Below are 23,586 nucleotides of genomic sequence, written 5' to 3' on the forward strand. Positions count from 1 at the left end.
ATTACTCAAAAAAATTAATCAATTAAATTAAAACATAACATGGTATCTAATTATCGGTATTTTTAGTTCTGTTAACTATAATTAAGGATGATTATAAAATTAGTTTAACGATTAAAATCAACTAATATAATACACAATACAAATAAAGATTAATTCGCTTTTAGTTGAACAACACCAAAGATAATAAACACATAAAAATCAGAAATTTATTTATTTTTAGTTACATTTTAACTTGCCGTCATTGTTTTTATCGCCAGAATACCCCTACGGTATTGGTGGGTAATATTTAATTAAGATATATATTACTACGATTTATTTATTCGGTTTTTTACCGTATAAATATCATTAGAGAGAAACCCATTTTTGATAGAGCAAAGCAAATTCTTATTGCTGGTTTTTGTCTTAATTTATGTCTCGGTATTCTATTTACTTGAAGCGTATTTAAAAATCGCTTGTTATTGACTTAGGATGGACAAACTCAGAAGCATCTCTTCCTTTTACTGTTGCTATTATTACTTTCTCTATAACTCTTCTTTTAGCTGGTATTTTACAAGATAAATTTGGCCCTAAACGTGTATTAATAGCAGGCACAATTTGCTCTGGTTTAGGTTTAATCGCATCAGGTTACATCACAAACCCTAATCAACTTATTTTTACCTTTGGTATTCTTACCTATGGTGGTATTGGTTTTGGTTATGCTTGTTTAAGCCCAGCAGCAATGAAATGGTTTCATCCTTCAAAGCACGGGCTTTGGTCTTACCGGTGTTTATCTTGCTCCATTAATTACATCGCTAATTGCAAGTTATGGCATTAACTGTAGCTTTATTATTCTAGGGATTGCTCTTTTATGTATTGCAACACCATTAGCATTTACCATTACCAATCCACCAGCTCATTACATGCCTATCGCTTCATCTAAACAAACGAATAAGAAAGTAACGGCTCCACAAAAAGAAATACGTTGGACTGCTATGCTCAAAACGACTCAGTTTTATAGCATTTGAGTTATATACCTTTATGCATCATCAACAGGTTTAATGATCATTGGTAATATTACCTCTATCGCTTCAGCACAAGCCGGTATGACGCATGCCGCTCACCTTGTTGTTATTTTAGCTTTATTTAATACATCAGGCCGTGTGTTTGAGGCATGCTATGCGACAAAATGGGAGGTCTTAAAGAATTATCGTTGTCATTTATGTTATCTATTGCCAATATAATGTTATTCCCTCATTACACAAGCCATATTAGTCTTATTATCGGTATGGCGACAGCGGGCTTATGTTATGGAACCTTACCAGCAGTATTCCCATCACTAACTGCAGGTTTCTGTGGTTTAAAAAATACAGTACAAACTATGGTGTCGTTGACACAGCAGGGATGTCAGTGGTTTCATTGGCCTAGTTATCTCTGCAGTTGCTGTTGATACCACAGGTAATTACAACCTCGCTTATTTCTACTCGGCAATAATCATAGGAATTGCATTTGTGTTTTCGGTTCTAACAAAGAATCCAGTAGGCAAAGCTATAGGCTCTGTCGAAAAAGAAGAAAATGAAATACTAAACACAAAAATTACGGCCTAAACATGAACGAAGCAGATTATATATTACTTAAAAATCAACACATTAAGTAACACCGATATTTTTTCGCTAAAAATATTCGAAAACTTAGGAACCTTTTGTAAAACCCTGAGTCTTAAATAATGTATTCAGATTGATAAAGATTTAGCAAAACAAACATGTTTCAACAATTTTTATCTTTGTAAATGCCACTACTGCTTTAACTCCTAATTGTAACTTTTAGTTTGCCCACTATTTTTAGTGGGCTTTTTTTGTAAAAAAGGTCTTTCACTGACGCAATGAAAAAAAGATGACTTTTTTTTCACTTTTATTGAACTAACCTTAATTTCATTAGTCTTATTAATATGATTCATAATATAACCTACTATGCCTTTGGTTTTGAATCAGTATGTTACAGATTTTTTATTTGTGTTAGATGTCCACTACTGCTAAACTTTTTGTAAATTTTACGGAACTTTTATCCCATTAAATTATTTTTTAATGGGATTTTTTTTATCCACTCAGATGACTTAAGCAGTAAAAATGGTATTGACATGTATTTTTTCGCCTGAAAACTATTTTTTTAAAGTTTTGAACTAAAACTAAAATTCAGAGTCTGAATATATAGAATCCATTACATTGGTGAGAATTGTTTAACTGGCCGTCGAACTTCTTCCAATACTCCTCATTGCCACGCAATTATCCTTTAATTGCGTATTTTTACGCTGAACTGCTGTTCAGCGTTTTTTTTATCTATTTAGACAGCATTAAATCTCTATGTTTAAGAACATAACCTAGATTCGTTAATGTTTTTTCAGCATCTATCACTTTTGCAACACTACTTTCATCATCAGGTGAAAACTCAGGCAATGGTAATGATAATTGCTTCGCTATCTGAGTATAGTACTCTCGACGTGTAGGGTGGAAGTCAGACGCTAAATGTAAGACAGACATAGTACCTTTGAAACCAATCAACCTTACTATCGCCGCAACACAGTCTTCTAAATGAATAAGATTAACGGGATTACTGCCTCCTTTTAAACCGTCTTTACCAGCTAAAAATTTTACAGGATGACGGTCTTCACCAATCAACCCCGATAACCGTACTATCGTTAATTTATCCCCCCATTGAGCACGCAAACTATTTTCAATTTTCACATGCGTCAAAGCAGAATCGGTTAATGGCATGACATCATCGTCTTCAGTCACACGTCCTTTTCGTCCATCATAAACTGACGTTGTACTAATAAATATAATACGCTGACACCCTGATTGATAAGCCGCATTAGAAAGTGATAACACATTCAGATAATGCTGTTCTTTATCAATGCTATTGCGACCAGCAGCAATATTAATAACCATCACATCACTTGATAACAGCGTTGCTAAAGATGATAGTTGATCATCTCCTATTAATGGTAACTGCATTGGCATACCATGTATGCCAAATGCACTTAAAGCATTAGCCTCTCTTTCATTTCTTTTTGTACCGTAAACGTTATAACCCTCTTTATATAACGCCTTTGCCACAGGTAAACCAAGCCAACCACAACCGCATATAGCAACATTCATTTTTCACCCTCAAATTACATCAAATCCATATAGAAAAATAACACCAATGACATGACGCTTTAAGTTTCAAATAAAAAATGATAACAAATTACATCACTCTGTTTCTTCACTCTTTAAAATAACGCCTTAAATATGAAAGGAATATACACAAAATTTCTGTATACGCTCTTTTTTTGTAATTATTCATCGAATAGAGTTTCAAAACTGAAAGCCAAAAGTCGATCCCGGTCAAAAACTAATAAATTTAGCCTTAAAAAAGAGCTTATTAGCTAGGATATAGTCAAAATTAAGTAGTATAGTTTCATTAAACAAGCATCTTGATGACAAGTTTGCTACAAATGAAATTCAATAACGAAGTGCATTATTAGCTATGAACACCATAGAAAAAATACAAAATAACTTAGAACACTTCAGTAAATCAGAGCGCAAAGTCGCCGAAGTTATTATTGCTTCTCCACAAACAGCTATCCACTCAAGTATCGCAACACTAGCCAAAATGGCGGATGTTAGTGAACCGACCGTAAACCGCTTTTGCCGTCGCTTAGATACAAAAGGATTCCCTGACTTTAAATTGCATTTAGCGCAAAGCCTTGCGAACGGTACGCCTTATGTAAATCGTAATGTTGAAGAAACAGATGGGCCTGATGCCTATACGGCTAAGATTTTCGAATCAACGATGGCATGTTTAGATGTCGCAAAAAATAGTCTAGATACAATGCAGATTAACCGAGCTGTCGATCTGTTAACACAAGCGAAAAAAATCTCCTTCTTTGGTTTAGGTGCTTCTGCATCCGTCGCTCACGATGCGCAAAATAAGTTTTTCCGTTTCAACATTCCTATTGTCTGTTTTGATGATATTGTGATGCAACGCATGAGCGTGATTAACTGCTCTGATGGTGATGTCGTCGTGGTTATTTCTCACACAGGCCGAACTAAGAGTCTGGTTGAAATTGCACAAATGGCGCGTGCTAATGGAGCGACTGTTATTGGTGTTACGGCAAAAGACTCCCCGTTAGAACGTGAGTGCTCCTTATCTATTTGCCTAGACGTACCAGAAGACACTGATATTTACATGCCAATGGCGAGCCGTGTTGTACAAATGACAGTTATTGATGTACTGGCGACAGGTTTTACACTTCGTCGTGGTGCAGGGTTTAGAGATAACTTGAAGCGCGTAAAAGAGTCGCTGAAAGACTCCCGCTTTTCTAAAGACAGTTCAACGCTGTAACACTTTAAAAGCGAAGCCTTGGCTTCGCTTTTTTATTCTCAACGTTTTCATTACATATTTTTTGTTACAACAAAAAGAATATAAAAGTGACAGTTTATTGTCTTTTGATATACATCATTAAGCACAATCTGCGAGATATGGTATCAAAACTATCTCATGTTTTATTGCCGACTTGGTAATCATCACTCTTAAGCCAAGTACTCAATAAAACTCGTTTCTATAAATTGGAGTTTCACATGACTGAACGCCTAAGACGTACGAAAATTGTAACTACTTTAGGTCCTGCGACTGATCGCGATAATAACCTTGAAAAAATCATTGCAGCGGGTGCCAATGTTGTTCGTATGAATTTTTCTCACGGCAGCCCAGAAGATCATATTCAACGGACTAAGCAAGTACGTGAAATTGCAGCTAAACTTGGTAAAAACGTAGCAATTCTGGGTGACTTACAAGGCCCTAAAATTCGTGTGTCCACGTTTAAAGAAGATAAAATCCAGCTCACTATTGGTGATAAATTCACCCTTGATAGTGATCTACCTAAAGGCGAAGGCGATCAGTTTGCTGTCGGTTTAGACTACAAAGAATTGCCTAAAGATGTGGCAACGGGTGACATCCTTTTATTAGATGATGGTCGCGTACAATTAAAAGTAACGTCTGTTGAAGGTAATAAAGTACACACTGAAGTGACCGTTGCTGGCCCATTATCAAATAATAAAGGCATCAACAAAAAAGGTGGCGGTCTTTCAGCTGAAGCCCTAACTGATAAAGATAAAGCTGACATTTTAACAGCTGCTGCAATGAGCGTTGATTACCTTGCCGTATCATTCCCACGTAATGGCGAAGACATGAAATATGCACGCCGATTAGCAACTGAAGCTGGCCTAAATGCAAAATTAGTCGCTAAAGTTGAACGTGCAGAAGCAGTAGCAACAACCGAAGCAATGGACGATATTATCCTTGCGTCTGATGTTGTTATGGTAGCTCGTGGTGATCTTGGTGTTGAAATCGGTGATCCTGAGCTAGTTGGTGTTCAAAAGAAACTTATTCGTCGTGCTCGTAGCTTAAACCGTACGGTTATTACTGCAACACAAATGATGGAATCAATGATCACTAGTCCAATGCCAACACGCGCAGAGGTTATGGATGTTGCTAACGCTGTACTAGATGGTACTGATGCAGTAATGCTTTCAGCGGAAACGGCTGCGGGACAATTTCCTGAAGAAACCGTAAAAGCAATGGCAAGTGTTTGTCTAGGTGCAGAAAAAGAACCTAGTATTAACGTGTCTAACCACCGCTTAGATCGATTCTTCTCATCTCCTGAAGAAACGATTGCAATGTCAACTATGTATGCTGCAAACCACATGGAAGGCGTAAAAGCGATGGTTGCTATGACTGAATCTGGTCGAACACCATTAATGATGTCTCGCATTTCATCAGGTTTACCTATTTTCGCGCTATCTCGCAACGAAAATACCCTAAACCAAGCTTCATTATACCGTGGTGTAACACCTGTATTTTTCAATCGTGATAGTGATGCTGGTTTAGAAGCGGCAAAACATGCGTTAGATGTACTTCGTGATGCTGGATTTGTGAATGTGGGCGATCTTGTGATCATCACTCAAGGTGATGTAATGGATACCGTTGGTTCAACAAACAATATGCGTATTCTAACTGTCGAGTAATCTATTTATCTCGTTCAAAAATGTACTAGAAGGCAACGTTCGCGTTGCCTTTTTTATACTTATTTTTAAGATGCTGACCACGTAACTGGCGCAGTCCACTGCTGATTAATTAATGAGGTTAGAACATGATCTTGCCATTTTCCATCTATTAATAGGTACGCTTTCGCTAGCCCTTCTTCTTCGAAGCCCAATGAATCTAATACGTTGGCACTTCTTTTATTATGTGGCATATAAGCAGCCATAATGCGATGAAAACCTTTTACTTCGAACATCCAGTTCACCGTCTCTTTTAATGCTCGACGCATAATAGCCCGCCCTTGATAATCTTGATCAAGGGAGTAGCCAACATGACAAGCATGAAAAGGAAATTTCACTAAATTACTGTAGTTAATCACACCAATAATATCGTCAGTGCTTCGGTCTTCAATCACAAAATAAAATGCCATTTCATGACGATGTAAGGTAGCGATTTGTTCAACTCTTTTTTGCCAACCGAGCTCTGAGAAAAACAATTCATTACGCATCGGCTCCCAAGCTTTCAGAAAATCACGGTTTTTTTGATAATACGTTGTTATCTTTGCCACATCCTGACTAGAAATAAGCCTAATTTTTATATCATCAAGCGCAATTGTGGATGAACGGTTTATAATTGAATGGAACAAACTATTACCTCGACACAAGGATGTTAATAAGAGGTGCTGAGCATTGTCGTAAGATTAGCATAACTAATAAACATATTGTTATATGTTATCAACCTGTTATCTGTTAATCTTGGCTTAGCAATGTTATTAATTACTAACGCATTTAGTGAGTTATGGATGTATTACGATTGTATAGAAACTGAACTAGGCAGCATTATGTTGCTAGCCGACCATCAAGGCTTAAGAAGGTTAACTGTCAATAGTCCTGGCTATTACCCCGATGAGTCATGGCAGCATAACCCCTCTTTTATGAGACCCTTTATAAGGCAACTGAAAGAATACCTCTTAGGCTCACGTAAACGCTTCACCTTCCCTCTCGCTCCTCAAGGAACGATGTTTCAACAGCAAATATGGCACGCTATTGCTGATATTCCCTTCGGTGAAACATCCAGTTACGAACAAATCGCGCTTGATATTGGCAATTCAGCTGCAAGCCAAGCTATAGGCATGGCAAAGAATGTAAACCCTATACCTATCATTATCCCTTGCCACCGTGTACTTAATAGCAATCAAAATCTTTGCGGCTATCGTTATGGTGCAGAAATGGTAGAGCTATTACTTGCATTAGAATCAGGTAACGTCATTATTATTAAAGAACCACAACATCAAATAGCATAACGCCAAATGCTAGGTTGATATTCGTGATCATAAAAAAGAGATAATGTTAGTTATCTCTTTTTCTTTTATATCCACAGTCATTAACTTCGCTTACTTAAACCATATTCTCGTAATTTATTGGCAACAGCGGTATGTGAAACGCCTAACCGTTTCGCTAATTTACGGGTAGATGGGTAACTGCGATAAAGGTTCGATAAAATACCGGATTCATAACGTTTCATGATCTCATCAAGAGAGCCGTCTAATATTTCATCATTGATAATACTACTTGATTCATTTTCAGGTAACTGTACATCATCTGATGTCATGACCGTATTCTCAAGTTGTGTCATCGCACGAAATAACACATTACGTAATTGGCGAATATTACCAGGCCACGCATATTGCTTTAAGTATTCAGCCAATTCCTCAGATATTTGAGGTTTAGTTTGATGCAATTCTTGTGATAACTGAGTTAAAAATAATTCAGCTAACGGAACTATATCTGCCGATCTTTCACGTAATGGTGGAACAACCAAAGCAAGAACATTTAAGCGATAATATAAATCTTCGCGGAAATCACCTGATGCAACTAAATCTGGTAGCTTTTTCTGTGTGGAGCAAATCACGCGAAGATTAACCTTTTTCTCTGCTTCTTCACCCACACGTCGGAACGTACCATCTTGTAAAAAGCGTAGTAGTTTAATTTGTAGATGTTTTGACATCTCGCCAATTTCATACAAGAAAACAGTACCGCCATCCGCTTGCTCAAAAATACCTTTTTTACTTGGCTCTGTTGTACTACCAGCAAAACCAAATAGCTCAGTTTCAGCAGCGTTATCAGGCATAGAAACACAGTTTACAACTAAAAATGGTTTCTCTCGTCGTATTGAACGTTGGTGGCATGCACGGGCTAACATTTCTTTGCCTGTTCCCGTTTCACCTTGGATCAATAACGGTGCATCTAATAAGGCTAACTTTTTCGCTTGAGCTAATAAATGCTTAAAACGCGATGATTGCCCGACTAAATGCTCAAAACCACTATCTCCATCTAGCTGGCGAGTCACAATCGGCATGGTTGCTTCAGACAGTGATTTTAGAAGAATAAGAGCACTAGCAAAAACAGGTATATCGGTTTCATCTTTAATATAAACAGGCATGACTTCCATTTGGTAATCTAAACCTGCAATCACCACCATCTCAATATGTTTTTCAGCCTGTTTTGTTTCTAACCAACGCTGAACATTAAAGCCAAATAGCGTATGAACATTTTCGTGATGAAGTGAGCCTTGATGATAGGCTAACAACCTTTCAGCAGCTTGATTCGCAAAATCAATTTTTCCGTTTAAATCGATGGAAAAAAAGGGATCAGGCAAGGTTTGAAGTAATGCAGAAAGCTCAGTATGTTCACGTTCACTCGGCATGAAATTTATTTTTCTTACATCTGTTACGCCATCTAACTGTCTTATTTGCGACATTAGATGACTAAACTGTTCAAATTCAATTTCAGGACAATTGAGATAAATGATACCAATGCGATCAATTTCAATCCCTCGGAGATCAATCTCCTGGCTAGTCAGAATATCGAGTAGCTCGCGAGTCATTCCAACCCGATCTTCGCAAAATACCTGTAGTCTCATTCTTTACGCCTTCTCAATAAAAACTTTCCATTGTTAAGTGCGAAACATTCGGACCATCAGAAAAACAACAAAAAGCAATGACTTAATTCTTCAATTTCAACTCATACCATAAACAGAAATATATGTATTAATACGAGTTTACACTTAGCTGTCAACAATTCCTGACACTTTAACAGTTTGCGACTAACACTAAATTGAGTCAAGCCTCCAGCTCAGAATCAAGCCATTTATAATTAAAAAATAACGTTATGCTTTTAGAATCTATTAGATTAAAGCACTTTTATTTTAACTATTTCGTATTAAATCATTCATCATAGGTAACTCACTTGAACTAGGGAAAACTATATCAAGTTGCTTATTTGTCGCCCCTAAATGTGAATGCAATACCGTTTTGCATATAGAGCGAATATCCGTCGTTGGGGCTAAATCTCTCCCTTTATATTGCTGAGATTTAGCCAACCCAGGCCATTTAGTTATCACTTTTTTACCACTCACCGCACCTCCCGCTATCAACATCGCATTAGCCGTACCGTGATCGGTTCCTTTTGTTCCATTTTCAGCAACCGTTCGACCAAATTCACTAGTGGCAATAACGACTGTTCGCGACCACGCTTCACCTAACTGTTCTTTTAAAGCTGAAAGTCCATCATCAAGTTTCTTTAATTGGCTAGCTAAACGGCCTTTAACCGCCCCTTCTCCTGCGTGTGTATCCCATCCGCCTAACTCTAATACCGCAATATTCGGTCCATTTTCCGACGTTAAAAATTTTCCTGCTTGTTGGGCTAGCACATGAAATTGTTGGCCACCTTTTACATGGCCTGCCATTTTTTCAATTTCTAATGCATTGATAAAGTTATTAGATAAAGTTGGATCACTTTGATACATATCCTGCAACAATTCAGCTTGTTGCTGCTTAATCTTCAACTTATGTGGGTACCAACTATCAGCTTGGGCATTACCTTGAACAATTAAAGGTAAACCAGAATCTATGGCTATCGTATGCTGCTTGTTATCAACAGATAGAAAGCGATTTAGCCAACCATCACGATGTAACGGATCCTCGGTACCATTTTCTAATACTTTCTGTCCATCAAAATGTGAACGCTGACGATAAGGTGATGCACAAGCATGAATAAATGCCATCTCGCCTTGTTGATACCACTGATAACAACTCTTTAGCGCTGGGTGCAAACCAAAGAAATCATCGAGTTTATTTAGCTGATCTTTATGTAATCCAATCGACGGTCTTTGCGATAAATAGTCTTTATCTCCATATGGCACAACCACATTTAACCCATCCATTGCACCGCGCAATGTAATCCATACAAAAATATTTTCCGACTGTGTTTTCGCAAAAGAAACAGATGGCAATGCACTGCATACCCCAACCGCAGCTAAGGATTTTAAGAACATACGGCGATCAAATATATTATTATCCATCACGATCTCGCTATCGATACATAAACTGTGGGCTTAGCCATAATAAAACTAACTTAGTTATCGCACCGTTAGCCTTATTTATTGCAAGCTCGGTATGTTGATCAAGATCTTTTCCATAAAGATTATTGACCACTTGTTTTACCAACTGAAGAGGTTTGATTTTCTGCTTCTTAGCTTCTCTTACCGCAAGCACTGCAAATGTATTTGCGACTTGCCAACGTTGTATCAACGCTGAAGAGCTATTAAAATCACTATCTTGATCAGACCAACCCGCCGGAGAACCTGCCATAAATGGCTGTTGTCCCAATAACCTAAATTGTTGAGTAATTTTGTGTTCCGATGGGTTGAGATCAGCACTACGTAAAAGCGCAAATAACCATTCTTGAGGTGTTCTAAAGCGAAGAGGCGCAGCCGTATTCACTTCAGGTTCTTGCAATAGTCTCTTATAAACAGGCTGTAATTCACCGGTATTTTTTAGATAAACATCTGCTAAATCATCCACTAGCTCCTTCTTGGGCTTGCCAATAAAGTGTTGAGCTAATTTAGTAGCCAAATGCCTTGCGGTTTGTTGATGCAATGCAAGATCTTTTAAGCACGCTTCTCCCTGTCCAATCCCTGTTTGTGTGTAACGCTGACCTAATAACATCACATCACCAGGTTGATGCGCCCAAGCTGTAAATTTAAACCCAGGATTTTGCTTGTCAAAGCTGACCATCCAGCCAGTTATCGCATGCGCTAATTGGATGACATCTTGCTGACTGTAACCGCCATCAACCCCTAAGGTATGTAACTCCATAATTTCACGTGCGAGATTTTCATTCAGTCCCTTATGACGTTTTTTACCCAGCTTAGAATCAGGTCCTACCGATAGATTATTATCGAGAAACATCAACATTGTTGGGTGCTTAATCGTTGCTTGAAGCATATCGGCAAAATTACCATTCCAGTGTTGACGTATTACCTCATTCTCAATCCCAGCAATAATCGGTTTTACTTTGCGCGTATCAGCAGAGACTGCAAAATGATTACTCCAAAATTGAATTAAACGTTCTTGAAAACTATTGGTGGAATGCAATGTTTGTAGATTACGTGCAGATACTTGCTGTTCATAACTCAGATTAAAAAATTGATTAACCTGCTTTTGAACGGCACGCTTTTCATTCGGGGATTTTTTTAATTTTTTACGCTGTTGATTAAATAGACCAATCTGAACCAAAATATTATTCGTCGAAGGTAAAGACTGTAGAGCGGTATCAATATATGGTTTAGTTGAGATCTGCTCTGACAGCGATAATACATGCTGATCATTCAGTTTGGGGCCAAAGCCAAATCGTTGCTCAGTGATGATGGCTGCCGTTGGATAATAATTCACGTTGTTGTCCTTATCATTAACCCAAGGGTACGATAACGACTCTAACGTAAATAAGCTTCAGAGAATGTAAAGTGTTGTAAAGATGCTATCTTGACGACATAACAAGAAAATAAGTATTTAATTTTCAATCTTCTAACACCCCAACTCTTATTTATGGTTAAGCTGATTCTTTTAACAATAGAGTAAATCATGAAGAAACTGAGCATATTACTTCCCTTAGTCATCACTCTATTTGGTTGCGATGCACAAAGCTCAGCCAAGCAAGTCGAGATGACGGCAGAAAGTCTATGTGGTAAAGGTGAATTTGTTTTATCACTGCCAAAAGACATGGATCAGTACAAACAAAAAATGGCCGATTTTATTCAGGCAGGTGGTACAGATCCTTTTGATAAAACTGCCTTTACTGATACTTGTAAAAAACCTCGTAACGGTAAAATAGACTTAAAAGACATTGCAGAACAAGCAGCTCTTGCAACGCTCCCCTACCAAGATGCAGCTAAAGTGCTTTATTTTAAGCAAAAGAAAGAGACACTTTATATTGTGCTATCAGCACAAGAAAACGGATGGGCGGGCGTGTCTACCGCACTCGGTACTTCGATGCCTGTTATTATTCGTAATATTCAACTTAATAGCAGTATTAAAAACATTAAATTTGGCTATGCGCCCGGAGATGAAAATCTCGCGATCGTTAAATAAGATAAAAAAAGTGGTCAAAGATTAGCATTCTCTCTGACCACTTTATCGCTTCAATTTATACTTAATAAAGGCGTATCTACTTAATCTTTTTCTTTGGTGCCAAGCTGTTTAAATAGATCGCTTCGTATTTCAGCCAATTTAGGTTGCTCTCCCGGTAACCATGGTAAAGGACGTACTAAACTGATCGCTTTTAAGCCAAGTCTTCCCGTCAATAAACCAATACTCACCCCTTGCGCAACTCGGGTAGACATACGTCCCGCTAAGTCCATTGATAGCATATCCATCCCCAAATCAGTGATCACTTCAGATGCACCTGCAAATGCCATATTAGCCAATACCAGCTTAAGTAGCTTAATCCGAGACCAGTAACCTAATTCAACACCATAAACTCGTGAAACTTGTTCAATTAAGCGTAAATTACGCCATGCCACCAGCAACATATCAGCCACTGCTAATGGGCTTAATGCAACCATTACAGCGGCATCGGTCGAGTATTTTGCCACTAGTTTTCGGGCTAATTTATCTTGCTGACTGACCACTAAGCGATCATATAGCTCAAGTACTTCGCGATCATTGTGCGTAGCATCTAACGAATTCATCCAGCGATCATAGCCATAGTTATCACTACTAATCTGACTATGCTGTGCCAGTTTTGTACAGAAGGCTTTGCCGTTACCTATGCCATCACTATCAAGTAAGAGTTGAGCTTCATCACGCTCTGTTTGACGTGATTTTAACCGCCGTAACTTTAAGAGCTCCTTACCTAATGCGCCAATACCAGCCAAGGCAATACCGGCAACCAAAGCACTCCAGCCAAGCGATAACCAATTTGCTGTTTGATAAGCTGTCACAACATGGTCGACCGTCTGCCATCCCACCATTGCCGCGCCTGCAACTACTAATCCTTTTAAAAAACCATAACGGCGTTTAGGTTTAGCTGCTAATACTTGCTTAAGATCTTTTTCAATTTCAGTTTCTTGTTGTTCTATTGCTTCCGGTAAAAAATCGGCTTGTTGGGCAAACTCGAATTTCGACGCAATATTGAGTTGTTCTTGGTTAACTGTTGGGTCTTCAAAAATAATTTTACTCTTTAACGGCTCACTCATTGCAGTTTATCTCCCAACAAATATTCAAGCGCTTTATCCATTCGGATATGCGGCAAAGGCTCGTCACTTTGCTGTAGCAATGGACGAAAATTAATAAAATCAAAGCTCTGCTGTTGCCAAAAATCAACGTTTGGTAACCTTTTTGGCACTTCTCCAGGAAAAAGAGTTTGCGCATTCCCTAATAAATCGACACCTCTTAATGCTGGAACTTGCTGCCCTTTGTGATTTACAAAACCAGGTTCGGTCGCTTGAATTGATGCCAAACTAACACAATCCATTTTAATACCTTCGAAGGAAGCGGTTTGCCATGCTTCATTCACTAACTGCTGTAATAAGCCGACTAAATTTGGATGCTGCTCAGGCGTAATATGATCGGCTTTGGTTGCAGCGAAGAGAACTTTATCAATACGCGGTGAAAATAGACGGCGCAGTAACGAGCTGCGTCCGTATTTAAAACTTTGCATCAGCTGATCCAATGCTTGGCGCATATCGTTGAACGATTCAGGTCCCGCATTAAGAGGCTGTAAGCAATCAACTAATATGATTTGGCGATCAAATTTTGAAAAATGATCATTATAAAACGCCTTCACAACATGCTGTTGATAATACTTATAGCGATTTCTAAGCATCCCAACATTGGTGTTTTCATCCGCATCTATCAGCTGTTTTTCTGTGTACTTTTTATTCCACAGTAGTGGGAAAAATTGTAAAACAGGTGCACCTGCTAATTCACCAGGAAGAACAAAGCGTCCGGGTTGAACCCAATGTAATCCCCCTTCAGCCTTACATTGATGCAAATATTCAGTGAAAGCCTTCGATATCTCTTCAATCTGCTTTTCATCTGCTGGAGCAAAAGGATCAAACGTCTCAATTTTAACAAGCCAATTTTGTGCTAATTCAAGACGTTTACCTTTTAATACTTGGCTTTGTTGTACCGACCATTGCGTAAAATCTAAATCAAGTAAAGGTAAATCTAATAGCCACTCACCGGGATAATCAATAATATCCAAATATAAAGTGGCCGTATCTTGAAATAGTTTCAATGCCCCTTTCTGAGGTTTATAACGAAGCGCTAAACGCGTTTGACTCACATCCCTTGTTGGCTCTGGCCATTCAGGAGGCATCGACATAATTGACTGCATTCCTTCATCATAGCCAAATTTAGGCACATGTAGATCTAACTGAGGAACACGCTTTGCACCTAATAAATGGCCGTCACGCATCGCACTAAACATAGGTAGACGAGCATTAGTACTTACATGCAGTAATTGATTAATAAGAGAAGTAATAAAGGCCGTTTTACCTGCTCGAGACAATCCTGTAACAGCAAGTCGAACGTGTCGGTCTAAACTTCTATTGACGAGCTTATTCAACTCATTACTGATTCGATTCATGATTAACCCTAGTTGTTTTCATTTTTGTTTTAGGTTTAACAACTTTATTCTAATAATTGTCAATAAAGTGATTTAACTATATTACGCCTTTATAACGAAGAAAAGCAGGCCTGACATTGATCAGCACCTGCTCCATTAGACTAAGCTTTTTGGATAATTAAAGCTTATTGAATTCACGATCGACTTTAAATGCAAAAGATGTCACATACGCTTCCATCTGTTGTACTTTCTTTTCTGCGGTATCAAATTCTGAATTAACTTTTTGTAAAATTTGATGCGCAGAGCGACCCGCCTGCCATGGTTTTTGTTTTACGTTGTGCTCGGTATAAGTATCTTGTTGCTCTTTTCGTTGTGGTGGCATTTTATCTAAAATTAACCATGCGGCAATATAAGCAATCGTTGCAAAAAAGCCTAAACCAAGTAAGAAGGCCGAAACAGCAAGAATACGTACCAACCAAATTTCAACGCCGAAATATTCAGCTAAGCCAGCACACACACCACCCAACTTTCCTTTTTTAGGATCACGGTATAAAGTCTTACTCATTATTTTTGCCTCCATCTTGGCACTTCTGCATCAAGAATACGCTCTAACGTCACAATACGTTCTTGCATATCTTCTGCGCGTGCCACCAAGGTCTCTAACTTTTTCTGATCTTCACCTGACAGCCCTTCACCAGCTTGACGTTTACTACGATAGTGAAGGATTAACCATAGCGGTGCGACAATAATCATGAACACCACTAATGGAACGCTAATAAAACCCATTGACATTATTTGTTCTCCTTTCGCGCAGAATCAATGAAACAACGACGATAACTTAGTTTTATTTACTCTTTATCCTTGATGTTCGCTTTTAAGCGCTCAAGTTCTTTCTCAATATCGTCTTGTGCTTGTAAATCAGCAAATTCTGACTCTAAGCTTTTGCCACGGCCAAAGCTATAACTATCTGCTTCTGCTTCCATTTCATCGATACGACGTTCATATTGCTCAAACTTCGACATCGCTTCATCAACTTTACTTGTATCTAGCTGACGACGAACATCACGGCGAGTACCTGCGGCTTTATGACGCGTCACTAACGCTTGTTGACGAGCGCGTGTTTCTTGCAATTTTCGCTCAAGCTCAGCAACTTCTAATGACAATTTTTCAATCGTCTCTTCTACTAGTTTGTATTCTTCATTTAGCGTTAATGCGACATCGGCCAGTTTTTGCTTTTCGATCAGTGCTGCACGGGCTAAATCTTCGCGACCTTTTTGCAGTGCAAGGCTCGCTTTTTCCTGCCAATCTGTAGTTTGTGATTCAATCGCTTGAATACGACGGTATAGCTCTTTTTTATCAGCTAATGCTCGTGCTGAAGATGTACGCACTTCAACCAATGTATCTTCCATCTCTTGGATGATAAGACGGATCAGTTTTTGTGGATCTTCAGCCTTATCCAGTAACGAATTCACGTTAGCATTTACGATATCAGCAAAACGAGAAAAAATACCCATCATTAAACTCCTTGATTAAACCCATTTCACAGTAATCACGCTTACAGGTTTATATAGTGATACTAACTTATGTTATTGTGTTGCCACTTAGATATTCAAGTATTATGCCAACTTTTAAACTGTTAATTATCAATGATTTAAATTAAAGTCAAATTTTAACCAATCTATGATATAGTTAATTTAACCAATTAATAGTGAGGTTGACCAATGCGTAAGACGGAAAACTTAATCGGTGAATCCGATGCTTTTTTAAGTGTCCTAGACCAAGCATCACGCCTCGCTTCACTCAATCGCCCCATTCTTATTATTGGAGAACGAGGTACAGGTAAAGAGTTAATCGCCCAACGCGTTCACTACTTATCAAAGCGTTGGGATCAGCCTTTAGTGACACTTAATTGTGCCGCACTGAGCGAAGGCGTTATTGATTCGGAATTATTTGGCCATGAAGCGGGCTCATTTACAGGAGCGAAAGGTCGCCACCAAGGACGCTTTGAACGCGCAGAAAATGGCACGCTCTTTTTAGATGAATTGGCAACCGCCCCGATGGGAGTTCAAGAAAAATTATTACGCGTTATTGAATACGGTGAATACGAACGCGTGGGCGGAAATAAACCTTGCCAAGCGAATGTACGCTTAGTTTGTGCTACTAATGAAAATTTACCCAAATTAGTTGCTGAGGGAAAATTTCGAGCAGATTTACTTGATAGGCTGGCCTTTGAAATTATCCATCTTCCACCATTACGCGAACGACAAGACGATATTTTACCATTGGCAGAACACTATGCAGTGCGTATGTGTCGAGAACTAGGATATAGCTATTTTGCAGGTTTTTCACAACACGCAAAACAACAACTACTCGACTATCAATGGCCAGGGAATATTCGAGAGTTAAAAAACGTTGTCGAACGATCTGTATTTCGTCATAGCACTGAACATGAGGCTATTACCGAAATTTATACCGACCCTTTCGCTACTGCTTGGCAATCTTGTGAATCAACATCACCGCAATCTTTATCAATGGATGACACCACAGAAGTCAAAAAGGAACACTCAATCATTCGGCTTCCCGTTGATCTTCGCCAATACTTGCAAGATCAAGAAATCATGCTGCTCAATGATGCACTTGAACAAGCCCGTTTTAATCAAACGAAAGCCGCTGAACTTTTAAGCTTAAGTTATCACCAGTTAAGGGGATTAATTCGAAAGTATGACATTGACGTTAACGGTGATTAATCAACCAAATTCGCGCGATAATTAAAGATATGTAACGGTTTTAGACTAATTCCTTATAAATAAAGCAGGATAGCTTGGTGACATTAAAAGAAAAATGTTAAATTTAACAACTTAATTTCATTTAACGCCTATTAAATATGAGCGCTTACTGTCGTCTTTTGATTGCCGGCTTCACTTTACTTAGCCTTTTAGGTTGTAAAGAGCCGTCACATAATTCCGCTAAACAAAGTAATGGCTTTGTTTATTGCGGTCAAGATACCCCGACAACATTAAATCCACAGTTAACGGATGGTGGATTAACAGCAGAAACACTCTCGGCTCAAATTTTCGATCGCCTGCTGTTACTCGATCCTATCAGCCACAAACCACTTCCAGATCTAGCAAAAAGCTGGACTGTCAGTGACGATGGCTTGGTATATACCTTTAAGCTGCGAGATGACGTTAAATTCCAACATACTGACTGGTTTACTCCGACGCGTCCGCTTAATGCCGACGATGTTATTTTTAGCTTTGAGCGAATCATTAATCCACACCACCCTTTTCATAATATTTCTGGTGGTCGTTACCCATGGTTTGAAAGCCTTGGGTTCGCTAGCTTAATTGATACCATTAAAGTAAAAGATCCTCTTACGGTTCAATTTACCTTAAATCGCCCAGATAATTCTTTCTTATCTAACTTAGCAACCAGTTATGCGGTGATTTATTCTCAGGAGTATGGCCAACAATTATTAAAATCAGGACGTATCGATCTTATTGATACAAAACCTATTGGTACAGGTCCTTTTTACGTTGATCAATTTATACCCAATGATCTTATTCGCTTAAAACGTAATAAAGATTATTGGCAAGGTGCCGCGCCGATGGAGCAAGTAGTATTTGATATCTCTGCCCGTGGCATGGGTAATCTTGCTAAGTTGCTAAGCTCTGAATGTGATGTTCTCTCATCTCCTGTTGCGAGCCAGTTACCGGTTATTTCAAATAACGATAACTATAAACTACTTGCACAAACGGGGATGAACGTATCCTTTCTGGCATTAAATACTGAACGCCCACCGTTGAACAAATTAGAAATCCGTGAAGCAATTAATTATGCAATAAATCGAAAAACACTGCTCAATTCTGTTTATTACGGTACTGCAACAGAAGCGAAAAGCTTATTACCCCCAATGTCTTGGGCTTATAACCACGACAGCAAAGCACTTTCTTATAATCCTAACAAAGCAAAACAACTGCTTGATGCTGCAGGCTATGATTACAACCAAGTCCTGACTATGTGGGTACCACTTGAGCCTCGACCTTATAACCCGAGTCCCCGTAAAGCAGCGGAATTAATACAAGCTAATTTGAAAGCAGTTGGTATCAATGTGTCTTTACATCATCAAGAAACTATTGGTCGTGTTGGTTTAACCAATACCACTCAATACGATATGGTTCTTGCCGGTTGGATCGCAGATAACGGCGATCCTGATAACTTTTTAAGACCATTATTGTCATGTAATGCTAAAAAAGCAGGGCTAAATGTAGCTAACTGGTGTGATCTTGGTTTTGATAATTTACTTGAAATTGCGCTACGCACGAACAAGCAACAACAACGTCAAGTATATTACCAGCAAGCGCAAAATATTTTGGATCAACAAATACCTGTGATCCCATTAGCCCATGGTGTCCATTTCCAAGCCCACAATAAATCGTTAGGTGGGTTACAGATTGATCCCTTTGGTTCGCGATCTTTTTCCAGTGTTTATCGAATTGAGTAAAGTATGTTTATTTATACGATACGTCGCCTAAATTTGTTTGTAATTACGCTATTAATACTGACCTTAATTGGTTTTAGTATTTTGCGTTTAGATACCCAATTACAGTGGGCGCATCAAAGCTTTTTTAGTGGTTGGATTTTATATTTAGAGAACTTACTTTCAGGTAATCTCGGTATCACTCCCAATGGTATACCTATTAGCAGCGAAATATTAACCGTATTTCCTGCAACATTAGAGCTGTGCTTTTTTGCCTTTATACTATCATTAATCGTTGGTATTCCGCTTGGTACTATCGCAGGCGTACACCGAGGACAACCTATTGATACCATCATCTCCTCAATAACCTTACTGGGCTATTCCATCCCACTATTTTGGTTAGCGATGTTATTAATTCTATTGTTTTCACTGAATTTAGGCTGGCTACCTGTTTCTGGCCGTTACAGTTTGTTATATCAATTTGATCATGTCACAGGCTTTGCTCTGATTGATATTTTGCTGTCAAATAAACCATACCGCATGGAAGCATTTATTAATGCACTACAGCATTTAGTATTACCAACAATTGTGTTAGCAATGGCACCCACAACGGAAGTGATACGTTTAACCCGTGCCTCAATTTCAGACGTAATGACGAAAAACTACATCAAAGTAGCCCAAACAAAAGGCTTATCTACCTTTGAAATAGTTCGCCGCCATGCCATGAAAAATGCCCTCCCCCCAATTATTCCTAAATTAGGAATGCAGTTTGCGGCAATGATGACCTTTGCCATGCTTACAGAATCTATTTTTAATTGGCCGGGTATTGGTCGTTGGTTACTTAATACGGTTGCAGATCAAAATTATGTTGCCATTCAAGCAGGTGTAATTACGGTAGGTAGCTTAATCTTATTGGCTAACATTCTATCTGATTTGGCTGGTGCTATGGTGAACCCATTAGTAAGGAAGGAATGGTATGCCATCAAATAGTGTTTACCAAGAAGAAACAATCCCAACCCAATGGGAGCGCGCTTGGCAAAATTTCAGGGCTAACTCACTGGCCATGTTTGGCCTATGGTGTTTACTATTTTTGCTCATTGTCACCCTAACAGCACAATGGCTGGCACCCTATTCGCCGATAAAACAGGTTGGCGAGCTTCTCATGCAACCATCATGGGATAATTCTGGTCATGTGAATTTTTTCTTTGGTACTGATGACTTAGGTCGTGATATTTTATCTCGCCTGATCATAGGTTCACAGCTAACCTTTGGCTACGCCTTATTAGTCGCCTTTGCATCCAGCATTATTGGTTTGCTAATCGGTATTCTTGCCGGAATGAGCAAAGGCTTAAAGTCGAGCTTTTTAAATCATATTTTAGATACCGTGTTATCTATCCCTTCACTTTTATTAGCTATCATTGTGGTCGCCTATATGGGGCCGGGGGAAACACATATCTTACTAGCTATTTGGCTAGCTTTGATCCCTCGTTTTATCAGAGCGGTGTACACAGCTGTTCATACTGAAGTCGCTAAAGATTATGTTATTGCAGCACGACTAGATGGCGCTAATAACTTTTACCTCTTGTGGAGTTCAATCTTTCCCAATATTTTATCAACCATTATTACTGAGATGACGCGTGCAATCTCGATTGCCATTTTGGATATTGCCGCATTAGGTTTCTTAGGATTAGGCGCGCAAACACCACAACCTGAATGGGGCGCTATGTTAGGTGATTCTGTTGAACTTATATACCTTGCACCATGGACGGTCACGTTACCGGGTCTTGCCATTATGTTTAGCGTTCTAGTGATTAATTTAGTCGGTGATGGTCTTCGCCAAGCACTTAATGCAGGGATTGATTAATATGCCATTACTCGATATACGCAACCTCACTATCGAAATTGATACACCACAAGGCATGGTGAAAGCGGTTGATAGAATTAGCATAACCATTAACGAAAGCGAAATTCGTGGTTTAGTGGGTGAATCTGGTTCAGGTAAAAGCCTTGTCGCGAAAGCTATTGCGGGCGTCTCTAAAGACAATTGGCGCATCAGTGCCGATCGAATGCGCTTAGGTGATATTGACTTACTCACTCTATCTCATCGTGAGCGACGTAAAATTGTCGGCCGTGAAATGGCAATGATATTCCAAGAACCATCAACCTGTCTTGATCCCTCTGAGACAATAGGTGAACAGTTGGAAGAAGCCATTCCCTCTTCATCATTTACTGGGCATTTTTGGCAGCGCTTTCACTGGCGCCAAAAACAAGCTATCGCACTTTTGCATAAAGTCGGTATCAAAGAGCACAAGCGTGTCATGCATAGCTATCCTTATGAATTAACAGATGGTGAGTGTCAAAAAGTCATGATTGCGATGGCGATTGCAAACCGTCCACGATTATTGATTGCCGATGAACCCACAAACGACTTAGATCCGATCACCCAGGCTCAAATTTTTCGCTTATTAAGCAGGATGAACCAGTTAGGTAACACCACTATTTTATTAGTCAGTCATGATCTTACAACTGTTACCCAGTGGGCTGATAGAATTACAGTCATGTATTGTGGACAATCAGTTGAATCCGGTACCTCTAAGCAATTGTTAGAGTCACCGCACCACCCTTATACCGCAGCGTTAATGCGTGCTATGCCTGATTTTAGCTTAGACAATATAAGCCATAAGACGAAACTAGAAACGTTACCGGGATCTATTCCTCCACTTCAGCACTTACCGATTGGTTGTCGATTAGGCCCTCGTTGTCCTCATGCCCAACGTAAATGTGTTGAAGTGCCTAAACGTAGAAAAATTAAAAACCATAAGTTTAGCTGTCACTTCCCGCTAAACATGGAGGAAGGCAGTAAATGAGTTCGTTATTGGAAGTAGAAAATCTAAAGAAAGATTATCACTATCGTTCAAGTTTTTTCCGTAGACGCACAATCGAAGCGGTGAAACCTGTCTCTTTTCATCTTGAAGCAGGTGAAACAATTGCACTACTAGGTGAAAATGGTTCAGGTAAATCAACCTTAGCCAAAATGCTCTCAGGTGTTGTCGAACCAACCAGTGGCATTATTCGCGTAAATGGTGACACCTTATCAAGCGGTGATTACCAAGCGCGCTGTAAGCTGATCCGAATGATTTTCCAAGATCCGAATACGTCACTTAATCCTCGTATTCAAATTGGTCGTATTCTGGAAGGCCCATTAAAACGTAATACTAATATGACGCCGCAAGCGCGTGAAAAGCGTATCATGGATACACTAAAACGAGTTGGCTTACTTCCTGAACATGCCTATTTCTATCCACAAATGCTGGCTACGGGTCAAAAACAGCGTGTTTCATTAGCTCGTGCTCTCATTCTTCAGCCCTGTATTATCGTTGCTGATGAAGCACTCAACGGGCTTGATATGTCTATGCGTTCTCAGATGATAAATCTGTTATTAGAACTGCAAGAAGAAATGGGATTGTCCTATATTTATGTGTCACAGCACATGGGTGTGATAAAACACTTCAGTGACAAAGTGATGGTGATGCAAGACGGTGAAGTAGTAGAAAAAGGCCGTACCGCGAATGTATTTAACAATCCAAAACATTCATTAACGCAAAAATTATTAGATAGTCACTTTAGCTCACCAAAGAAAGATAAAAGCACACGAATCAATAACTCAACACCCAAAATAAGCACATAACGCAAAATATAAAAATGAAAAAGCCCGCATAAAGTAGGCTTCTTCATTTATATCTCAGTTACTACACAAGCGATTTGTTTATCTCTGCCAAGACACTTGCAGGATCCGCAGCTTGTGTAATTGGGCGACCTATCACGAGATAATCAGAACCAGCAGAAATTGCTTCTACTGGTGTCATAATTCGACGCTGATCGCCTGCATCACTACCCGCAGGGCGAATACCTGGCGTTACTAACTTAAAACCCTGACCTAAGTTTTGTTTCAGTGTATGAGCTTCATGGGCTGAACAAACAACACCATCTAAACCACTATTCTTTACAAGTGATGCCAAGTTAAGTACTTGCTGATGTGGCTCACAGTTAATACCAATACCCGCTAAGTCTGATGCTTCCATACTGGTTAGCACCGTTACACCAATCAATAGCGGGCGGTCTTTACCATACGGCTCTAAA

The 23,586-nt window shown here is 39.0% G+C and carries 21 protein-coding genes and 1 pseudogene; 11 read left to right on the forward strand and 11 right to left on the reverse strand.

The features are described from left to right. Positions 1-359 precede the first annotated feature (359 nt). A pseudogene (locus SKA34_RS13020) lies at positions 360-1,583 on the forward strand (OFA family MFS transporter). A gap of 729 nt (positions 1,584-2,312) precedes the next feature. Here the strand turns inward: SKA34_RS13020 and SKA34_RS13025 are convergent. Beyond that, positions 2,313-3,131 carry an SDR family oxidoreductase gene (locus SKA34_RS13025; RefSeq protein ID WP_006646003.1) on the reverse strand — a complete coding sequence of 273 codons (819 nt, stop codon included), beginning with the start codon at positions 3,129-3,131 and terminating at the stop codon, positions 2,313-2,315. Positions 3,132-3,501: 370 nt separating this feature from the next. On the opposite strand from SKA34_RS13025, the gene SKA34_RS13030 reads away from it, so the two are divergent. Together SKA34_RS13030 and pyk are read left to right on the forward strand one after the other, a co-directional pair. Continuing rightward, positions 3,502-4,359 (forward strand): MurR/RpiR family transcriptional regulator, encoded by an 858-nt coding sequence (locus tag SKA34_RS13030; RefSeq protein WP_006646004.1) that lies wholly within the window; start codon positions 3,502-3,504, stop codon positions 4,357-4,359. Between the two features lie 236 nt (positions 4,360-4,595). After that, positions 4,596-6,041: a pyruvate kinase gene (gene pyk, locus SKA34_RS13035; protein ID WP_006646005.1), complete on the forward strand. Its 1,446-nt coding sequence runs from the start codon at positions 4,596-4,598 to the stop codon at positions 6,039-6,041. 65 nt (positions 6,042-6,106) lie between these two features. Here the strand turns inward: pyk and rimJ are convergent, their stop codons facing one another. Beyond that, the gene (gene rimJ, locus SKA34_RS13040) at positions 6,107-6,703 is read right to left on the reverse strand and encodes a ribosomal protein S5-alanine N-acetyltransferase (RefSeq protein ID WP_006646006.1); all 597 of its coding nucleotides are present in this window, start codon (positions 6,701-6,703) and stop codon (positions 6,107-6,109) included. 120 nt (positions 6,704-6,823) lie between these two features. Between rimJ and SKA34_RS13045 the strand changes: the two genes are divergently transcribed. Continuing rightward, positions 6,824-7,360 (forward strand): methylated-DNA--[protein]-cysteine S-methyltransferase, encoded by a 537-nt coding sequence (locus SKA34_RS13045; RefSeq protein ID WP_232284275.1) that lies wholly within the window; start codon positions 6,824-6,826, stop codon positions 7,358-7,360. Between the two features lie 80 nt (positions 7,361-7,440). Here the strand turns inward: SKA34_RS13045 and tyrR are convergent, their stop codons facing one another. The 3 genes from tyrR to SKA34_RS13060 form a co-directional block, all read right to left on the reverse strand. After that, a complete protein-coding gene (gene tyrR, locus SKA34_RS13050) occupies positions 7,441-8,979 on the reverse strand; it encodes a transcriptional regulator TyrR (protein WP_006646008.1) in 1,539 nt (512 codons plus the stop codon). Positions 8,980-9,264: 285 nt separating this feature from the next. Next, entirely contained in the window at positions 9,265-10,419 is a 1,155-nt protein-coding gene (locus tag SKA34_RS13055; RefSeq protein WP_006646009.1) for a DUF1501 domain-containing protein, read from the reverse strand. 10 nt (positions 10,420-10,429) lie between these two features. Further along, positions 10,430-11,791 carry a DUF1800 family protein gene (locus tag SKA34_RS13060; protein ID WP_006646010.1) on the reverse strand — a complete coding sequence of 454 codons (1,362 nt, stop codon included), beginning with the start codon at positions 11,789-11,791 and terminating at the stop codon, positions 10,430-10,432. Positions 11,792-11,980: 189 nt separating this feature from the next. On the opposite strand from SKA34_RS13060, the gene SKA34_RS13065 reads away from it, so the two are divergent. Further along, the gene (locus tag SKA34_RS13065; RefSeq protein WP_006646011.1) at positions 11,981-12,487 is read left to right on the forward strand and encodes a hypothetical protein; all 507 of its coding nucleotides are present in this window, start codon (positions 11,981-11,983) and stop codon (positions 12,485-12,487) included. Between the two features lie 80 nt (positions 12,488-12,567). Here SKA34_RS13065 and SKA34_RS13070 read toward each other — a convergent pair whose 3' ends face one another. The 5 genes from SKA34_RS13070 to pspA all read right to left on the reverse strand — a co-directional run bounded on the left by SKA34_RS13070 (position 12,568) and on the right by pspA (position 16,480). Continuing rightward, positions 12,568-13,593: a YcjF family protein gene (locus tag SKA34_RS13070; protein ID WP_006646012.1), complete on the reverse strand. Its 1,026-nt coding sequence runs from the start codon at positions 13,591-13,593 to the stop codon at positions 12,568-12,570. Next, positions 13,590-14,987, reverse strand: a complete 1,398-nt coding sequence (locus tag SKA34_RS13075; protein WP_006646013.1) for a YcjX family protein — start codon at positions 14,985-14,987, stop codon at positions 13,590-13,592. Before SKA34_RS13075 ends, SKA34_RS13070 begins: the two co-directional genes overlap by 4 nt. 157 nt (positions 14,988-15,144) lie before the next feature. Then, complete coding sequence (gene pspC / locus SKA34_RS13080; protein ID WP_006646014.1) at positions 15,145-15,531, reverse strand: envelope stress response membrane protein PspC; 387 nt, start codon at positions 15,529-15,531, stop codon at positions 15,145-15,147. Next, on the reverse strand, positions 15,531-15,758 hold the full coding sequence (gene pspB, locus SKA34_RS13085) for an envelope stress response membrane protein PspB (RefSeq protein WP_006646015.1): 228 nt from the start codon (positions 15,756-15,758) through the stop codon (positions 15,531-15,533). Before pspB ends, pspC begins: the two co-directional genes overlap by 1 nt. 56 nt (positions 15,759-15,814) lie before the next feature. Next, on the reverse strand, positions 15,815-16,480 hold the full coding sequence (gene pspA, locus SKA34_RS13090) for a phage shock protein PspA (RefSeq protein WP_006646016.1): 666 nt from the start codon (positions 16,478-16,480) through the stop codon (positions 15,815-15,817). 207 nt (positions 16,481-16,687) lie between these two features. Between pspA and pspF the strand changes: the two genes are divergently transcribed. The 6 genes from pspF (at position 16,688) to SKA34_RS13120 (ending at position 23,134) form a co-directional block, all read left to right on the forward strand. After that, entirely contained in the window at positions 16,688-17,713 is a 1,026-nt protein-coding gene (gene pspF / locus SKA34_RS13095) for a phage shock protein operon transcriptional activator (RefSeq protein WP_006646017.1), read from the forward strand. A gap of 137 nt (positions 17,714-17,850) precedes the next feature. Further along, the gene (gene sapA / locus SKA34_RS13100; RefSeq protein ID WP_006646019.1) at positions 17,851-19,470 is read left to right on the forward strand and encodes an ABC transporter substrate-binding protein SapA; all 1,620 of its coding nucleotides are present in this window, start codon (positions 17,851-17,853) and stop codon (positions 19,468-19,470) included. Positions 19,471-19,473: 3 nt separating this feature from the next. Further along, positions 19,474-20,436, forward strand: a complete 963-nt coding sequence (locus SKA34_RS13105; protein WP_006646020.1) for an ABC transporter permease subunit — start codon at positions 19,474-19,476, stop codon at positions 20,434-20,436. Beyond that, complete coding sequence (gene sapC, locus SKA34_RS13110; protein WP_006646021.1) at positions 20,423-21,310, forward strand: putrescine export ABC transporter permease SapC; 888 nt, start codon at positions 20,423-20,425, stop codon at positions 21,308-21,310. The genes SKA34_RS13105 and sapC overlap by 14 nt, the downstream gene beginning before the upstream one ends. Position 21,311: 1 nt before the next feature. Then, the gene (locus SKA34_RS13115; RefSeq protein WP_006646022.1) at positions 21,312-22,313 is read left to right on the forward strand and encodes an oligopeptide/dipeptide ABC transporter ATP-binding protein; all 1,002 of its coding nucleotides are present in this window, start codon (positions 21,312-21,314) and stop codon (positions 22,311-22,313) included. Next, complete coding sequence (locus SKA34_RS13120; protein WP_006646023.1) at positions 22,310-23,134, forward strand: ATP-binding cassette domain-containing protein; 825 nt, start codon at positions 22,310-22,312, stop codon at positions 23,132-23,134. Before SKA34_RS13115 ends, SKA34_RS13120 begins: the two co-directional genes overlap by 4 nt. Before the next feature lie 61 nt (positions 23,135-23,195). Here SKA34_RS13120 and pyrF read toward each other — a convergent pair. Beyond that, positions 23,196-23,586: orotidine-5'-phosphate decarboxylase (gene pyrF, locus SKA34_RS13125; protein ID WP_006646024.1), on the reverse strand; the 391-nt coding region annotated here is incomplete at its 5' end.

Source organism: Photobacterium sp. SKA34 (genome assembly GCF_000153325.1).
Lineage (GTDB): Bacteria > Pseudomonadota > Gammaproteobacteria > Enterobacterales > Vibrionaceae > Photobacterium.

Excerpts from the sequence above, each read along its gene's own strand:
- pspC (WP_006646014.1), bottom strand. The coding sequence starts at position 15,531 with ATGAGTAAGACTTTATACCGTGATCCTAAAAAAGGAAAGTTGGGTGGT.
- pspB (WP_006646015.1), bottom strand. The coding sequence starts at position 15,758 with ATGTCAATGGGTTTTATTAGCGTTCCATTAGTGGTGTTCATGATTATT.
- pyk (WP_006646005.1), top strand. The coding sequence starts at position 4,596 with ATGACTGAACGCCTAAGACGTACGAAAATTGTAACTACTTTAGGTCCT.
- SKA34_RS13075 (WP_006646013.1), bottom strand. The coding sequence starts at position 14,987 with ATGAATCGAATCAGTAATGAGTTGAATAAGCTCGTCAATAGAAGTTTA.
- sapA (WP_006646019.1), top strand. The coding sequence starts at position 17,851 with ATGAGCGCTTACTGTCGTCTTTTGATTGCCGGCTTCACTTTACTTAGC.
- tyrR (WP_006646008.1), bottom strand. The coding sequence starts at position 8,979 with ATGAGACTACAGGTATTTTGCGAAGATCGGGTTGGAATGACTCGCGAG.
- SKA34_RS13105 (WP_006646020.1), top strand. The coding sequence starts at position 19,474 with ATGTTTATTTATACGATACGTCGCCTAAATTTGTTTGTAATTACGCTA.
- SKA34_RS13065 (WP_006646011.1), top strand. The coding sequence starts at position 11,981 with ATGAAGAAACTGAGCATATTACTTCCCTTAGTCATCACTCTATTTGGT.
- sapC (WP_006646021.1), top strand. The coding sequence starts at position 20,423 with ATGCCATCAAATAGTGTTTACCAAGAAGAAACAATCCCAACCCAATGG.
- pspA (WP_006646016.1), bottom strand. The coding sequence starts at position 16,480 with ATGGGTATTTTTTCTCGTTTTGCTGATATCGTAAATGCTAACGTGAAT.
- SKA34_RS13045 (WP_232284275.1), top strand. The coding sequence starts at position 6,824 with ATGTTATTAATTACTAACGCATTTAGTGAGTTATGGATGTATTACGAT.
- SKA34_RS13070 (WP_006646012.1), bottom strand. The coding sequence starts at position 13,593 with ATGAGTGAGCCGTTAAAGAGTAAAATTATTTTTGAAGACCCAACAGTT.
- pspF (WP_006646017.1), top strand. The coding sequence starts at position 16,688 with ATGCGTAAGACGGAAAACTTAATCGGTGAATCCGATGCTTTTTTAAGT.
- SKA34_RS13115 (WP_006646022.1), top strand. The coding sequence starts at position 21,312 with ATGCCATTACTCGATATACGCAACCTCACTATCGAAATTGATACACCA.
- SKA34_RS13120 (WP_006646023.1), top strand. The coding sequence starts at position 22,310 with ATGAGTTCGTTATTGGAAGTAGAAAATCTAAAGAAAGATTATCACTAT.
- SKA34_RS13030 (WP_006646004.1), top strand. The coding sequence starts at position 3,502 with ATGAACACCATAGAAAAAATACAAAATAACTTAGAACACTTCAGTAAA.
- SKA34_RS13025 (WP_006646003.1), bottom strand. The coding sequence starts at position 3,131 with ATGAATGTTGCTATATGCGGTTGTGGTTGGCTTGGTTTACCTGTGGCA.
- SKA34_RS13055 (WP_006646009.1), bottom strand. The coding sequence starts at position 10,419 with ATGGATAATAATATATTTGATCGCCGTATGTTCTTAAAATCCTTAGCT.